12 protein-coding genes and 2 pseudogenes are annotated in these 14,866 nt (G+C 69.6%); 6 read left to right on the forward strand and 8 right to left on the reverse strand.

What is annotated here, in order from left to right:
- The 7 genes and pseudogenes from KIT86_RS21335 to metC all read right to left on the reverse strand — a co-directional run.
- Positions 1 to 349, reverse strand: a pseudogene (locus KIT86_RS21335) (hypothetical protein); the annotation flags it as partial.
- Positions 350 to 363: 14 nt separating this feature from the next.
- Positions 364 to 2,037, reverse strand: a complete 1,674-nt coding sequence (gene argS / locus KIT86_RS21340) for an arginine--tRNA ligase (protein ID WP_297402137.1) — start codon at positions 2,035 to 2,037, stop codon at positions 364 to 366.
- Between the two features lie 77 nt (positions 2,038 to 2,114).
- The gene (locus KIT86_RS21345; RefSeq protein ID WP_297402139.1) at positions 2,115 to 3,383 is read right to left on the reverse strand and encodes a D-amino acid dehydrogenase; all 1,269 of its coding nucleotides are present in this window, start codon (positions 3,381 to 3,383) and stop codon (positions 2,115 to 2,117) included.
- A 64-nt stretch (positions 3,384 to 3,447) separates the two neighbouring features.
- Positions 3,448 to 4,461: a tripartite tricarboxylate transporter substrate binding protein gene (locus tag KIT86_RS21350; protein WP_297402141.1), complete on the reverse strand. Its 1,014-nt coding sequence runs from the start codon at positions 4,459 to 4,461 to the stop codon at positions 3,448 to 3,450.
- An 84-nt stretch (positions 4,462 to 4,545) separates the two neighbouring features.
- Positions 4,546 to 5,325 (reverse strand): SDR family oxidoreductase, encoded by a 780-nt coding sequence (locus tag KIT86_RS21355; protein ID WP_297402143.1) that lies wholly within the window; start codon positions 5,323 to 5,325, stop codon positions 4,546 to 4,548.
- Position 5,326: 1 nt separating this feature from the next.
- Positions 5,327 to 6,262, reverse strand: a complete 936-nt coding sequence (locus KIT86_RS21360; protein WP_297402145.1) for a 4-hydroxy-tetrahydrodipicolinate synthase — start codon at positions 6,260 to 6,262, stop codon at positions 5,327 to 5,329.
- Between the two features lie 125 nt (positions 6,263 to 6,387).
- A complete protein-coding gene (metC, locus tag KIT86_RS21365; protein ID WP_297402147.1) occupies positions 6,388 to 7,575 on the reverse strand; it encodes a cystathionine beta-lyase in 1,188 nt (395 codons plus the stop codon).
- A gap of 126 nt (positions 7,576 to 7,701) precedes the next feature.
- Between metC and KIT86_RS21370 the strand changes: the two genes are divergently transcribed.
- Positions 7,702 to 8,163, forward strand: a complete 462-nt coding sequence (locus tag KIT86_RS21370; RefSeq protein WP_297402149.1) for an Lrp/AsnC family transcriptional regulator — start codon at positions 7,702 to 7,704, stop codon at positions 8,161 to 8,163.
- 35 nt (positions 8,164 to 8,198) lie between these two features.
- Positions 8,199 to 10,505: a molybdopterin-dependent oxidoreductase gene (locus tag KIT86_RS21375; RefSeq protein ID WP_297402151.1), complete on the forward strand. Its 2,307-nt coding sequence runs from the start codon at positions 8,199 to 8,201 to the stop codon at positions 10,503 to 10,505.
- Between the two features lie 21 nt (positions 10,506 to 10,526).
- Here the strand turns inward: KIT86_RS21375 and KIT86_RS21380 are convergent, their stop codons facing one another.
- Positions 10,527 to 11,432 (reverse strand): HTH-type transcriptional regulator ArgP, encoded by a 906-nt coding sequence (locus KIT86_RS21380; RefSeq protein ID WP_297402153.1) that lies wholly within the window; start codon positions 11,430 to 11,432, stop codon positions 10,527 to 10,529.
- Positions 11,433 to 11,545: 113 nt separating this feature from the next.
- On the opposite strand from KIT86_RS21380, the gene KIT86_RS21385 reads away from it, so the two are divergent.
- From KIT86_RS21385 to KIT86_RS21400, 4 genes and pseudogenes are all read left to right on the forward strand, one after another.
- The gene (locus KIT86_RS21385; protein WP_297402155.1) at positions 11,546 to 12,175 is read left to right on the forward strand and encodes a LysE family transporter; all 630 of its coding nucleotides are present in this window, start codon (positions 11,546 to 11,548) and stop codon (positions 12,173 to 12,175) included.
- Between the two features lie 17 nt (positions 12,176 to 12,192).
- A complete protein-coding gene (locus KIT86_RS21390; protein ID WP_297402157.1) occupies positions 12,193 to 13,869 on the forward strand; it encodes an NAD(P)/FAD-dependent oxidoreductase in 1,677 nt (558 codons plus the stop codon).
- 2 nt (positions 13,870 to 13,871) lie between these two features.
- Entirely contained in the window at positions 13,872 to 14,663 is a 792-nt protein-coding gene (locus KIT86_RS21395; protein WP_297402159.1) for a carbon-nitrogen hydrolase family protein, read from the forward strand.
- A 39-nt stretch (positions 14,664 to 14,702) separates the two neighbouring features.
- Positions 14,703 to 14,866: pseudogene (locus KIT86_RS21400) on the forward strand (helix-turn-helix domain-containing protein); the annotation flags it as partial.

Raw genomic sequence — 14,866 nt, forward strand, 5'->3', positions numbered from 1 at the left:
CAGCCGGGCGCGTGGCGGCACCCGTGGCGGGCGCGGCCGGTGCCGGGAGGGCCTGGCCATCGGCCGGCGGCACCACGATGGCGCCAGGGGCCTGCGCGGCGGGAACGGCCGGCGCTGGCGCGGGGGCGCCACCGAGGCTTCGGTTGGGGTTCCAGCCCTTGTTGCGCTCGGCCTCCAGCGCATCCTGATCGGGATTGCGCGACACATTGCGGTCCACGAACGGGATCGGCACGCGCGTCACGTACACCGCCACGGCCAGCGCGGCGCCCAGGCCCACGAGCAAGCCGATGACGAAACCCATGAGGGTGCCACCGAAGCTGCTTCGGGTCGCGGAGGATTTCTTTTTCATCGCTTGTTTCACCATCACATCTTCTGCGGGGCACTGACGCCCAGCACGGCCAGGCCATTGTGCAACACCTGCGCGGTGGCCTTCACCAGCGCCAGGCGGGCCTTTTTCACCGCCTCATCATCGACCAGGATGCGCTCGGCGTCGTAGTAACTGTGGTAACTGGCCGCAAGCTCGCGCAGGTAGAAGGTGACGTCGTGCGGCGCGAAGTCGCGCGCGGCGTCGCTGAGCATCGCCGGGTACTTGGCCAGCAGCAGCATCAGGGCCTGTGCCGGCGCGCTGTCCAGCGCGCCGAGATCGGCGTCGGCCAGCGAGGCGGCGTCGCCGCCCCACGAAGCCAGCACCGAGCAGATGCGCGCGTGGGCGTATTGCACGTAGTACACCGGGTTGTCGTTGTTCTTCTGCACCGCGAGATCGACATCGAAGGTGTACTCGGTGTCGGGCTTGCGGCTGAGCAGGAAGAAGCGCACCGCGTCCTTGCTGGTCCATTCGATCAGGTCGCGCAGCGTGACGTAGCTGCCCGCGCGCTTGCTGATCTTCACCTCTTCGCCGCCGCGCACCACCCGCACCATGGTGTGCAGCACGTAGTCGGGGTAGCCCTGGGGGATGCCCACGCCCGCGGCCTGCAGGCCGGCGCGCACGCGCGCGATGGTGCCGTGGTGGTCGGTGCCCTGGATGTTGATGACCTTGCTGAAACCGCGCTCCCACTTGGCGATGTGGTACGCCACGTCGGGCACGAAGTACGTGAACGAGCCGTCGGACTTGCGCATCACGCGGTCCTTGTCATCGCCATACTCGGTCGACCTGAGCCAGAGCGCGCCGTCCTGCTCGTAGGTCTTGCCGGCGTCGACCAGCTTCTGCACCGTGGCCGCCACGCGCCCGCTGGTGTACAGGCTGGACTCCAGGTAGTAGTGGTCGAACTTCACCGCGAAGGCCTGCAAGTCCAGGTCCTGCTCGTGGCGCAGGTAGGCCACGGCAAACTGTCGGATGCCGTCGAGGTCGTCCACGTCGCCGCTGGCGGTGAACTCGCGGTCGTCGGCCTTCACGGTCTTGCCGGCGAGGAAGTCGTTGGCGATGTCCTGGATGTAATCGCCGTTGTAGGCGGCCTCGGGCCAGCCCACGTCGCCCGGCTTGAGGCCCTTGGCGCGCAGCTGCGTGGAGGTGGCCAGGGTGCCGATCTGCACGCCCGCGTCGTTGTAATAGAACTCGCGGTGCACGCTCCAGCCCTGGGTGCTGTAGAGGTTGCAGATCGCGTCGCCCAGGGCGGCCTGTCGGCCGTGGCCCACGTGCAGCGGGCCGGTGGGGTTGGCGGAGACGAACTCCACCATCAGGCGCTGCCCGTTGGACGGCTGCACGCCGAACCCGTCACCGGCCTGCAGCACCTCGCGCACGATCTGCTGCTTGGCCTCGGGCTTGAGGCGGATGTTGAGGAAACCGGGGCCGGCCAGGTCGATGTCGGACACCCAGCGCTGGTAGACCGGCTGGGCCAGCAGCAATTCGCGCAGGTTTTCGCCGAGCTGGCGCGGGTTGAGCTTGAGCGGTTTGGCCAGTTGCATGGCCGCGGTGCTGGCGAAGTCGCCATGGGCCGCCACCTTGGGCGATTCGAACGCGGCCTTGGCGCCAGCGCCTGGCGAGAGGCTCTCCAGCGCGGCGGCAAGGCCGTCCAACAGTTCCTGTTTGATCTTGAGCATAGGGGCGGAATTTTACGGGTGCCGCCTTGCGCGGCGGGATCGGTGCCACAGCGGCACCCTGCCGGCGTGGCACCGCCTCAGCGCGCGCTGATCCCGAAGCGTTCGCCGGTGAGGCCTTCGAGGTCGATCTCGGGTGCGCGCCCGGCCACCAGGCTGGCCACGATGCGGCTGGTGCCGCAGGCCTGGGTCCAGCCGTTGGAACCATGCCCGCTGTTGAGGAACAGCCCCCGCCAGCGGGTGGGCCCCAGGATGGGCGGGCCGTCGGGCGTCATGGGACGCAGGCCGGCCCAGAAGGTCACCCGTTGTTCATCCATGCCGTGCGGGATGAATTCGCGCACCACGCGCAGCAGCATGTCCCGCTGGGCCGGGTCGGCGCTCAGGCCGTATCCGCCCAGCTCGGCCATGCCCGCCGCGCGGATGCGCCCGCCCAGGCGCGAGATCATGACCTTGTTGTGTTCGTCCATCAGCGCGGGGCGGATGTCGGGCGCGCCCTCCAGCAGTGGTGCGGTGATCGAATAGCCCTTGAGCGGGTAGACCGGCAGGTTCAGCCCCAGCGGGCGCAGCAGGAAGGGCGCCTGGTTGCCCAAGGCGACCACGTAGGCGTCGGCCGTCAGCCGCCCGGCCGAGCTGCGCACGCCGCTGATGCGGTCCCCTTCGGTCTCCAGCGCCTGGACCGTGGTGTTGAAGCGCAACGCCATGCCCTGGTCGCTCAGCAGCCGCGCCAGCGACTGGGCGAACCGGTGGCTGTCGCCCGAGGCATCGGCGGGCAGTTGCAGCGCGCCGGCGATGCGGGCGCTGCGCTGCGCCAGCGCGGGTTCGCAGGCATCGACCTCGTGCGGCTCCAGCCAGCGCCAGGGCACGCCAAAGCTGTCCAGCGCCCGCGTGGGCAGCCGGCCCAGCTCGGCCTCCTGCGCAGTGCGAAACAGCCACAGGGTGCCGTCGGCGTGGAAGTCGAAATCGTCCAGGCCCGCCTCGTCGGCCAGGCCGCGCAGGCAGGCCAGGCTGTAGTGCGCCACGCGCTGCATGCGCAGCTTGTTGCGGCGGAAACGCTCCGGATGGCATTCGGCCACCCAGCGGGCGATCCAGCGCCACTGGTGCAGGCTGGCCTGGGGCCGGAAGCGGATCGGCGCGTCCGCCTGCAGCAGCATGCGCAGCACCTTGGACACCATGCCCGGCGCCGCCCAGGGGCCGGCAAAGCTGGGGCACAGGCCGCCGGCATTGCCGAAGCTGGTCTCGCCAGCCGCACCGGCGTTGCGCTCGACCACGGTGACCTCGTGGCCGTCGCGCCAGAGGTAGTAGGCCGTGGCCATGCCGACCACGCCCGCGCCCAGGACCAGGACTTTCATCGTTGCATCGGCTCGCTCGTGCCAGCACCCACCCCGCGGCCCGGGGCCGCGCAAGGCAGGACGCTCACTCGATCTTGATGCCGGCCTTCTCGATGATGGCCTGGTACTTGGCCGTCTCGCTGATGATGTACTTGTTGAAATCGGCCGAGTTGCGGAAAGTGGCATCGAAGCCCAGGCCGTTGAGCTTGGTCTTGAAGGCAGCCGACTTGGACGAGCGTTCGGTGGCGGACTCCAGCGCTTTCAGCACAGGTGCCGGCAATTTGGCCGGCGCCCACAGGCCATACCAGGAATAGAACTCGAAGTCGCGCAGGCCGGCTTCGCGCATGGTGGGCACGTCGGGCAGCAGCGGGCTGCGCACGCGCCCGGTCTGGGCCAGGGCGCGCAGGCGCCCGCTCTGCACGTGGGGCAACGAGGACAGGAAGGGGTCCATCATGGCGTGCACCTGCCCGCCGATGAGGTCCTGCAGCGCGGGGGCCGCGCCCTTGTATAGCGCGATCGGGATGCCCTTGTCGGCCAGGCCGACTTCGGAGACGAACTGCGCCATGCCCAGATGGCCCGCGGAGCCGTAGCCGCTGGTCACGAAGCTGTACTTGTTCGGGTTGGCCTTGACCACATTGACCAGGTCGATCACCGTGTTCGCCGGCACTTGCGGGTTGACGCTGAAGATCAGCGCGCCTTCGGCCACCATGCCGATGGGCGTGAAGTCCTTGATCGCGTCGAACTTCACCTGGCTCTTGTAGAGCAGCGGCGCCGCGGCGTGGATCGAGGCATTGAAGTAAAGCGTGTAGCCGTCGGCCTCGGCACGCGCCACCGATGCCGCGCCGATCAGGCCCGAGGCGCCAGGGCGGTTCTCCACCACCACGCTTTGCTTGAGCTCCTCGGCCAGGCGCTCGGCCAGGGTTCGAGCCACACCGTCCACCGCCCCACCGGCCGCGTGCGGCACGACGATGACGATGGGCTTGGCGGTGGGATACGGCGCCTGGGCCAGGGCCTGGGGTGCGTGAAGCACACCTGCGGCAGCCAGGCTGGCCAGGGCGACGCCATAACGGGTGAAAGCGCGGCGGTGGATCGTTTTCATGGAGACCTCGGATGGTTGGCGGTGGGATGGTGGGGGGAACGCTGTCTCCGGTGACGCCGGTCGGGTGCCGGCTTCTGAACAGGATCAGAAGGTGCCGGGGTAGGCGCCTCCGTCGATCAGGAGGTTCTGGCCGGTGATGTAGCCCGCGCGCGCCGAGCAGATGAAGCCGCACAGCGCCCCGAGCTCATGGGCCTCGCCGTAGCGGCCCGCCGGGTTCTGCGTGCCGCGCTCGTGCCACAGCTGGTCGAACGTCTTGCCCGTGGTATCGAGCATGCCCAGGATGTGGTGGCGCTGCGCGTCGGTGGCGAACACACCGGGCAACAGGTTGTTGATGGTGACGTTGTGGCGCACGGTCTGGCGCGCCAGGCCGGCCACGAAACCCACCAGGCCCGAGCGCGCGCCGTTGGACAGGCCCAGCTCCAGCTGCGGCGTCTTCACGCTGCGAGAGACGATGTTGACGATGCGGCCAAAGCGCCGCTCGATCATGCCGTCGACGGTGCGGCGCATCATTTCGATCGGGCCGACCATCATCGAGTCCACCGCGCGGTGCCAGTCGGCCGGCGTCCAGGCGCGGAAATCGCCCGGCGGCATGCCGTCGGCGTTGTTGATCAGGATGTCGGGCGCCGGGCAGGCGGCCAGCGCCGCGTCCCGACCGGCATCGGTGGTGATGTCGGCCGACACCCAGCGCACCGGCGTGCCCGTTTCGGCCGCGATCTCGGCCGCCGCCTGCTCGAGCGTGGCCACGGTGCGCGCGGCGATCACCACCTCCACACCCTCGGCCGAGAGCTCGCGCGCGCACGCGCGGCCCATGCCCTTGCTGCCACCGAACACCAGCGCCTTGCGCCCTGCGATGCCCAGATCCATGTCAGGCCGCCTTGAGTTCGGGCGAACTCCAGCCGTACTTCTTGTCGAGCTCCAGTTCCTTGACGATGCGCAGCCCCTTGAGCAGCGCTTCGCCTTCCAGGTTCTTGAGGGGTTTGCGCAGCACGCCCGAGGGCAGGCCGACGGCCTTCATGAGGGACTTGATGGCCACCGGGTTGATGGCGGAATACGAGTAATGCAGCATGGGCAGCAGGCCAAGGTAGGCATCGCGGAAGCTCACCGACACGTCCGGCGTGGTCCAGGGCTTGGAGATGGTGGCCAGCTCCGCCGGTGCGATGTTGCCGGTCATGTTCGCGGTGCCGTGGCCGCCCAGGCTCATGGTCGGCACGACCAGGCCCAGGTTGGGCGAGTCGCAGCACATCACCGAGACGTCGGGGCGCGCCTTGAGCACCTGCGCGACCTGGCCCACGCGGGTGGTCGATTCCTTGTGCACCACGTAGTTGGGGTGCTTGAAGATGCGCAGCAGGTGGTCCCAGTGCAGATCGGTCTTGACGCGCGGCGGGTTGTTGTAGAGCCCCAGCGGCAGGTCGGTGGCGTCGGCCACCTCCAGGAAATAGTCCTCCAGGTCGGCCTCGGGCCCGCAGATGTAGGCCGGTGCGGCCAGGATCGCGCCGTCCGCGCCGTTGGCGCGGGCGAACTTCAGGTAATCGATGGTGGTCTGCGTGTTGTTGCCCGTGCAGCCGTAGAAGAACTTCATCTTCCCGCTCTTGAAACGCGCGGTCTCGGCGATGATGGTCTCGCGCTCCTTCTGCGACAGCATCGACACTTCACCGGTCGAGCCCATGATGAGCACCGCGCTGGTGCCGTTGTCTTCCTGGAACTTCAGCAGGCTGCGGAAGGCGCCGAAGTCGGGGCTGCCGTCCTGGTTGAAGGGCGTGATCAGGGCGACGAAGGAGCCCTCAATTTTCATCTTGCTCATGGAGAGATACCTGGGATGGGGTGGAACAGAAAAAAGGCGAACCAGTATGTCCCAAGGGGAGCGATGGTAGTCGCCGCAAGGACATTTGGAGCCTATCGTTTAGACAGATTCGAAAGAAGCATATGTCAGGCCGCGCGCAGGCGCCGCGACATGGCCGCCAGGGCCCGCTCCAGGTCGGCGATGAGGTCCCGCGGGTCTTCCAGGCCAACATGCAGGCGCAGGGCCTGGCCGCGCCAGGGCCAGCGCGCGGCGGTGTGGTCGCCGCTTGGCGCAAAGGGGATGACCAGGCTTTCGAAGCCTCCCCAGGACACGCCCAGGCCAAACAATTGCAGCGCATCGACGAAGCTGTGCATGTCCTGCACCGAGGTGGTCTTGAGCACCACCGAGAACAGGCCGCAGGCGCCCAGGAAGTCGCGCTGCCACAAGGCGTGCCCCGGGTGGCTGGGCAGGGCCGGGTGCAGCACGGCCTCGATGGCGTCGTGGCCTTCGAGCCAGCGCGCCACCTCCAGGCCGGCGCTGTGGTGCTGGCGCAGGCGCACACCCAGGGTGCGCAGCCCGCGCAGCGCCAGGTAGGCATCGTCGGGGCTGGTGGTCTGGCCCAGGTCCTGGGCCGCCTGCTTGATGAGCGGCCAGGTCTGTGCCGTGCAGGTCGCGATGCCCAGCATGGCATCGGAGTGGCCGACGATGTACTTGGTGGCGGCCTGGATGGACACATCCACGCCGTGCTCGAAGGGCTTGTAGAACAGCGGCGTGCCCCAGGTGTTGTCCATCACCACATGCGCCCCCTGGCGGTGCGCGGCCTCGGCGATGGCCGGGATGTCCTGGATCTCGAAGGTCTCGGAACCCGGAGACTCCACATACACAACGCGGGTGTTGGGCCGCAGCAGTGCGGCGATGCCGGCACCGATGCGCGGGTCGTACAGCGTCATCTCGACGCCGAAGCGCGCCAGCACGCGCGAGAGAAAGCCGCGCGTGGGGCCATAGGCGCTGTCGGTCACGAGGATGTGGTCACCCTGGCGCAGCAGGCCGGTGAGCACGGTGGTGATGGCGGCCAGCCCCGAAGGAAACAACTGCGCGCGGTGGCCGCCTTCGAGTTGCGCGATGGCGTCTTCCAGCGCGTGCGTGGTGGGCGTGCCAAAGCGGCCGTACGTGGTGGCGCCGGGCACGTCCGCGGCGCGGTCGGCCTTGCGCTGCTCCCATTCGGCCATGCTGGACGAGAGGATCGTCGAGCCGCGGAAGATGGGTGTGTTGACCAGGCCGCCAAAGCGCTGGGGGTCTCGGCCGAGCGAGGCCAGGCGGGTGCTTTCTTGCATGTGAGGGAACTCCTTGAGCGGCCAGTCTAGGAGCGGGGGCGGAGACGTTTTTTTCCAAATGGGCGCTCAATCCGCCTTGCAAGTGAAAAAAATTTACCATTGCCAACCCGACACTCGGAACCACCCATGGACAAGAAAGACCGAGCCATCCTCGCCCTGCTGCAGACCGATGCGCGGCTGCCCGTCAGCGACATCGCCGAGCGCGTGAGCCTGTCAACGACCGCCTGCTGGAAGCGCGTGCAGCGGCTGCACGAGCAGGGCTACATCCGCCAGCAGGTGTGCCTGCTCGACAGCGCCAAGCTGGGCCTGGGCGTGACGGTGTTCGTGTCCATCAAGACCAGCCACCACGATCTGCAGTGGCTGCGCCGCTTCGCCCTGGGCGTGCGCGACCTGCCCGAGGTGGTCGAGTTCTACCGCATGAGCGGAGACACCGACTACCTGCTCAAAGTGGTGGTGCCCGACATTGCCGGCTTCGACGTCGTCTACAAGAAGCTGATCCAGATCGTCGAGCTGTTCGACGTCAGCTCCAGCTTCGCGATGGAAGAGATCAAGTACACCACCGCGCTGCCGCTCAACTACGCCGTCTGAGCCGACCGGCCCGGCGCGCCACCCCTTCCGAGACCATGACCCATTCGCGCCAGCACTTTCCCTCCCTGTCCCATTGGGGCGCGTTCACCGCCGTGGTCGAGAACGGCCGCGTGGTCGATTGCCTGCCCTTTGCGCGCGACCCGGTCCCTTCGCCCATCCTGCGCTCCATGCCGGGCATGGTGCACTCGCCGCTGCGCATCGCGCGCCCGGCGGTGCGCGAAGGCTGGCTGCGCCAGCGCGAGGGCAGCGACCGCGCCGCGCGCGGCCACGACCGCTTCGTCGAAGTCGACTGGGACACCGCGCTGGACCTGGTGGCCGGTGAACTGGCCCGGGTGCGCGGGCAGCACGGCCACGACGCCGTCTTCGGCGGCTCCTACGGCTGGTCCTCGGCCGGTGGCCTGCACCACGCACGCACGCTCACGCAGCGATTTCTGCATGGCGGCGGCGGCTGCGTCGGACAGGCCGGCAACTACAGCTGGGGTGCGGCCCAGTTTCTGCTGCCCCACGTGATCGGCACCTACGCCCCGGTGACCGGCCGCGTGACCGACTGGCCCAGCGTGCTGGCCCACACCCGGCTCTTCATCGCCTTTGGCGGACTGCCGCTGCGCAACACCCAGGTCACCTCCGGCGGGGCGGGCGAACACAGCAGCGCGGCCTGGATCGCCCGCGCTGCCCGCTCCGGCATCGAATTCGTGGTTGTCAGCCCGACGCGGTCCGATGTGCCCGAGGGGCTGAACGCGCGCTGGATCCCGATCCGCCCCAACACCGACACCGCGCTGATGCTGGGCATGGCCCACACCTTGCTGGCCGAGGGGCTGCACGACGCCGGTTTTCTGCAAACCCACTGCAACGGCTTTGAAACCTGGGCACGCTACCTGCGCGGCACGGACGACGGGCAACCCAAGGACGCGGCCTGGGCCGCCGCCCTCTGCGGCGTCGACGCGCACACCATCGCAGACCTGGCGCGCAGCGCCGCGCGCCAGCGCACCATGATCAACTGCACCTGGTCGCTGCAGCGCGCGCACCACGGCGAGCAGCCCTACTGGGCCAGCATCGCCCTGGCGGCCGTGCTGGGCCAGATCGGCCTGCCCGGCGGCGGCTTCGCCTTCGGCCATGGCTCCATCAATGGCGCGGCCACGCCCCGGCCCGATGTCGCCGCCCCCCGGCTCTCTGCCGGCCCCAATCCGATCGGGCGCAGCGTCCCGGTGGCGCGAATGGCCGACATGCTGCTGCAGCCCGGCGAGCCCTATGCCTTCAACGGGCGCACCGGCACCTACCCCGACATCCGGCTGGTCTATTGGGCCGGCGGCAACCCCTTCCACCACCACCAGGACCTCAACCGCCTGCTGCGCGCCTGGCAGAAGCCCGAGACCATCGTCGTGCACGACAGCTGGTGGACGCCCACCGCGCGCCGCGCCGACATCGTGCTGCCCGCCACCACCACACTGGAGCGCAACGACGTCGGCGGCTCTTCGCGCGACCGCTACCTGCTGGCGATGAAACAGGCGATCGCACCGGTGGGCCAGAGCCGCAACGACTTCGACATCTACCGCGACCTGGCCGCTCGCGCCGGCCATGAGGCCGCGTTCACCGAAGGCCGCGACGAGGCGGCCTGGGTGCGCGCCCTCTACGACAGCACCGCCGCCAACTGGCGCGCCGCCGGCTTCCCGCTGCCCGACTTCGACCGGTTCTGGGAAGCCGGCGTGGCCGAGTTGCCCGAGCCCGAGCGCGACATGGTGCTGTTCGAAGCCTTTCGCCAGGACCCGCAGGCCGCGCCACTGGGCACGCCTTCGGGCCGCATCGAACTGCACTCGGCTGCCATCGCAGGCTTTGGCTACGACGACTGCCCACCCCAGCCGACCTGGCTTGCTCCGGCCGAATGGCTGGGCGCGGACAGCGCGCGCCAGTGGCCGCTGCACCTCATCAGCTCGCAGCCGGCCGACAAGCTGCACTCGCAGCTCGATGCCGGTGTGGTCTCGCGCGAGCAAAAGCTGCGCGATCGACAGCGCGTGCGGCTCAACCCGGGCGACGCGCGAACGCGCGGCATCGCCGACGGTGACCTGGTGCGCGTGTTCAACGCCCGTGGGGCCTGCCTGGGCGGCGCCATGCTCGACGAGGCCGTGATGCCCGGGGTGGTGGTGATCTCCACCGGCGCCTGGTTCGACGGCGACGGTGACGCCCTGGAACGGCACGGCAACCCGAACGTGCTCACGATCGACCTCGGCACCTCGCGCCTGGCCCAGGGCAGCAGCGCCATGACCGCGCTGGTGGACGTGGCGCCCTGGCACGGCGAGGCAGCGCCCGTGCGCGCCTTCGACCCACCGGCCCTGTCGCCGGCCTGAGGGCCGGCCACGCCGGGGCGCTCAGCCCGGCGCCGCCAGGTGCGCGCGCGCCGCCGCCTTCACCGCCTCGGTCAGGCGCTGGGCCGACAGCGATTCGTGCGCCCAGTGCTGCCAGTACAGCGAGACGTCCACCGTCGCACCGGGCAGGATCTCCTGCAGCCCCGGGCGGTTCTGCAGGTGCTGCTCGGGCACCATGCCCCAGCCCAGGCCGAGTTCGATCGCGGTCTCGAAAGCCTCCACCGCCGGCGCGAAATGGCGCGGGTAGTGCGGCTGGCGCAGGCCGAAGTGCTGCTCCAGAAAAGCGTCCTGCAGCGCGTCCTTGCGGTTGAAGATGATGGCCGGCTGCGCCAGCAGCTGGTGCACCGAGACCGCCCCGCGGGGCGTGCGGCAGCGCTGCGCCACGGCCGGCGCGGCCACGCAGTGGTAACGCATCACGCCCAGCGGCTCGGCCACGCAGCCGCGCATGGCCGTGGACAGCGCCGTCACGCAGCCCATCACGTCGCCGCTCTTGAGCGCGCTGTGCGTGTGGTCCTGGTCGTCGATCATGATGTCCAGCAGCAGGTGGTGGCGCTGCAGCAGTGGGGCCACGCCGGGCAGGAACCAGCCCGCCACCGAGTCCGCGTTGATCGCCACCGACAGGCTTTGCCAGCGCACGCCGCCTGGCGCCGGCGCCCCGCCTTGCAGGCCGTCGAGCAGGTCGGCCTCCATCAGCCGCACCTGCTTCACATGGGCCAGCAGCGCCTGCCCGGCGGGGGTGGCGCGCACCTGCTTGCCGCGCACCAGCAGGCGCTGGCCCAGCGTGTCCTCGAGCGACTTGATGCGCAGCGACACCGCCGCCAGCGTGAGCGAGAGCGCCTGCGCGGCGGCGCCGAAACTGCCATGTTCGACCACGGCGGCCAGGGCGTCGAGTTGGCGGGCGTCCAGCATTTTTCAGTCAAGTAATTTTCTATCGATCTGAGTTTAAGTTAACTTGATTTAAATAAAGTGGCTTTGCGCGCACACTGCCGGCCATTCACCCGCCCCTGGTTTCCGGAGTTCGCATGACCCTCGCCTTTCCCACCTTCACCGCCGGCATGGTGCTGAGCATGTCGCTGATCATGGCGATCGGCCCGCAGAACGCCCACGTGCTGCGCATGGGCCTGCAGCGCCAGCACCTGTGGCTGACCGTGCTCACCTGCGCCCTGGCCGACGTGGTGCTCATCGGCCTGGGTGTGCTGGGCCTGGCCCAGCTCGGCGGTCTCTCGGACAAGCTGCTCGGCGCCCTGATCGGCGCGGGCGTGCTGTTCCTGGGCGTGTACGGCTGGCAGGCGTTCCAGCGCTTCCTGCGCCCCCGCACCCCACCCTTGAGCACCGACGGCGACACCGCCATCGAGTCGGTGACGCCGCGCCAGGCCGTGCTGGCCGCCCTGGCCTTCTCTTTCCTGAACCCGCACGCCTGGCTCGACACCGCCGTGCTGATCGGCACCGCCTCGCTCGCCTACGGCCAGGGCAGCGCCGTGTTCGGCCTGGGCGCGGCCACCGGCTCGCTGGTCTGGTTCGTCAGCCTCGGCGCGGCCGCGTTCTGGCTTGGCCGCCGCCTCAACTCGTTGCATGTGTGGCGCGTGCTGGATGGCCTGGTTGCGTTGATGATGTGGGGCACGGCCGGCTGGCTTCTCACCAGCCTGTTCTGAACCCGGAGGTTTGTGCCATGCCAACGCCACTTCGCGGCGCCGATGCGCCCGTGACCCTGTTCGGGCCCGACTTCCCCTTCCCCTTCGACGACTGGATCGCCCACCCCGCCGGCCTGGGCGAACTGCCTGAAGAGCGCCTGGGGCAGGAAGTGGCCATCGTCGGCGCGGGCATGGCCGGCATGGTGGCCGCTTACGAGTTGATGAAGCTGGGTTTGAAGCCGGTGGTCTACGAGGCCTCGCGCATGGGCGGGCGGCTGCGCTCGCAGCCTTTCGAAGGCGGCCAGGGCGCGATCGCCGAACTCGGCGGCATGCGCTTTCCCGCATCGAGCACCGCCTTCTTCCACTACGTGAACCGGCTGGGCCTCCAGACCCAGCCCTTCCCCAACCCGCTCACGCCCGCCGCCGGCTGCACCGTGATCGACCTCGAAGGCCAGACCCACTGGGGCCGCACCCTGGCCGACCTGCCTCCGCTGTTCAGCGAGGTGGCCGAGGCCTGGGCCGAGGCACTGGAGGAAGGCGCCGGATTCGCCGGCCTGCAGCAGGCCCTGCGCGAGCGCGACGCCGTGAAGCTCAAGGCGCTCTGGAACCGCCTCGTGCCCCTGTGGGACGACCGCACCTTCTACGACTTCGTCGCCACCTCCAGGGCCTTCTCCCGGTTGTCGTTCCAGCACCGCGAGGTGTTCGGCCAGGTCGGCTTCGGCACCGGGGGCTGGGACTCCGACTTTCCCAACTCCATGCTCGAGATCCTGCGCGTGGTGCTCACCGGCTGCGACGAGAACCAGCACCTCATCGTGGGTGGCGTGCAGCAGGTGCCGCTGGGCCTGTGGCACCACGCACCCGCCGCGAGCGAGCTGCGCCACTGGCCCGCCGGCACCACCCTGGCCGGCCTGCACCACGGCGCGCCGCGCCCTGGCGTCACCGCCATCGCGCGCGCGGCGAGCAACGAACTCGCCGTCACCGACACCTGGGGCAACACGCGCCGCTACCCCGCCGTGCTCACCACCTGCCAGAGCTGGCTGCTGACCACGCAGATCGCGGTGGAAGAAGCGCTGTTCTCGCAGAAGCACTGGATGGCGCTGGACCGCACGCGCTACATGCAGTCGTCCAAGACCTTCGTGATGGTGGACCGCCCGTTCTGGAACGACCTGAGGGCCAACGGCTGGCCGCAGATGGGCATGACCCTGACCGACCGGCTCACGCGAGGCACCTACCTGTTCGACCACGGGCCTGACCAGCCCGGTGTGATCTGCCTGAGCTACGCCTGGATGGGCGACGCGCTCAAGATGCTGCCGCACGGCACCCAGAAGCGCGTGCAGCTCGCGCTGCAGGCCCTGCAAAAGATCTACCCCGACGTGGACATCGCCAGCCACATCATCGGCGACCCGATCAGCGTCTCGTGGGAGGCCGACCCCCACTTCCTCGGCGCCTTCAAGGGCGCCCTGCCCGGCCACTACCGCTACAACCACCGCATGTACAGCCACTTCATGCAGGACGGTTTCGCCGCCACCGAGCGCGGCATCTTCCTCGCGGGCGACGACGTGTCCTTCACGCCCGCCTGGGTCGAAGGCGCGGTGCAGACCTCGTTGAACGCCGTGTGGGGCATCGTCAAGCACCTGGGTGGCCGCACCCACGCGGCCAACCCCGGGCCCGGCGACGTGTTCGCCGAACTCGGCCCCCTGGCCCTGCCGGACTGAACATGGACGACACCCTCACCCTCGCCCTGTGGCAGTGCCCCTACGCGGGCAGCCCTTCGCAGGCCCTGGTGCTGCTCGACGCCACCGCCGCGCAGGCGCGCGACCAGGGCGCCGGGCTGCTGGTGTGCCCCGAGATGTCGCTCACCGGCTACCAGATCGGCGCGCCCGGCGTGGCCGCCCTGGCCGAGCCGGCCGACGGCGCGCTGGCCCAGGCCGTGGCCGCCATCGCGCAGCGCCATGGCCTTGCCATCGTCTACGGCTACGCCGAGCAAAACGCCCACGGCAAGCCCTGGAACGCGGTGCAGTTCATCGACGCCGACGGCCAGCGCCTGGCGAACTACCGCAAGACCCATTTGTTCGGCCACATCGACCGCGCGCAGTTCAGCCCCGGCCCGCAGGCCCCGGCCGTGTTCGTCTGGCGCGGCTGGCGGCTGGGTCTGCTGATCTGCTACGACATCGAATTCCCCGAGCCCGCGCGCGCACTCGCGCTGCAGGGTGCCGATGCCGTGCTCGTGCCGACCGCCAACATGATCGCCTTCGACGAAGTGCAGCGCGTGCTGCTGCCCGCACGAGCGCTGGAGAACCGCGTGTACGTGGTCTACGCCAACGCCTGCGGCCAGGAAAGCGACACCACCTATGGCGGCCTGAGCACGGTCTGCGCGCCCGACGGCGCGGTGGTGGACCAGGGCGGGCGCGAGGAAACCCTGCGCCTGGCCACCCTCGATCAGCGCGTGCTCGCGCAGGCCCGCGTGCATGCCCAGTGGCGCGATCGGCGCATGGACTTGCGGTACTAGGCACACGGACCCACGGCGGGCGTCGGTTAGCCTGTCGGCATGGACTCCATCATCACCGCCGCCGCGCGCGCCCTCGCCCAAGGCGACGCGCTCGGCGCGCTTCAGCGCGTGGCCCTGCGCGACGACCCGCCGGCCCTGGCCTTGCGCGGCATCGCCATGGCCCAGCTCGGTGAGCACCCGCGCGCCCGTGCCCTGCTGCAGCG

Origin of the sequence: Hydrogenophaga sp. (genome assembly GCF_026125825.1) — a bacterium.
Lineage (GTDB): Bacteria > Pseudomonadota > Gammaproteobacteria > Burkholderiales > Burkholderiaceae_C > Hydrogenophaga.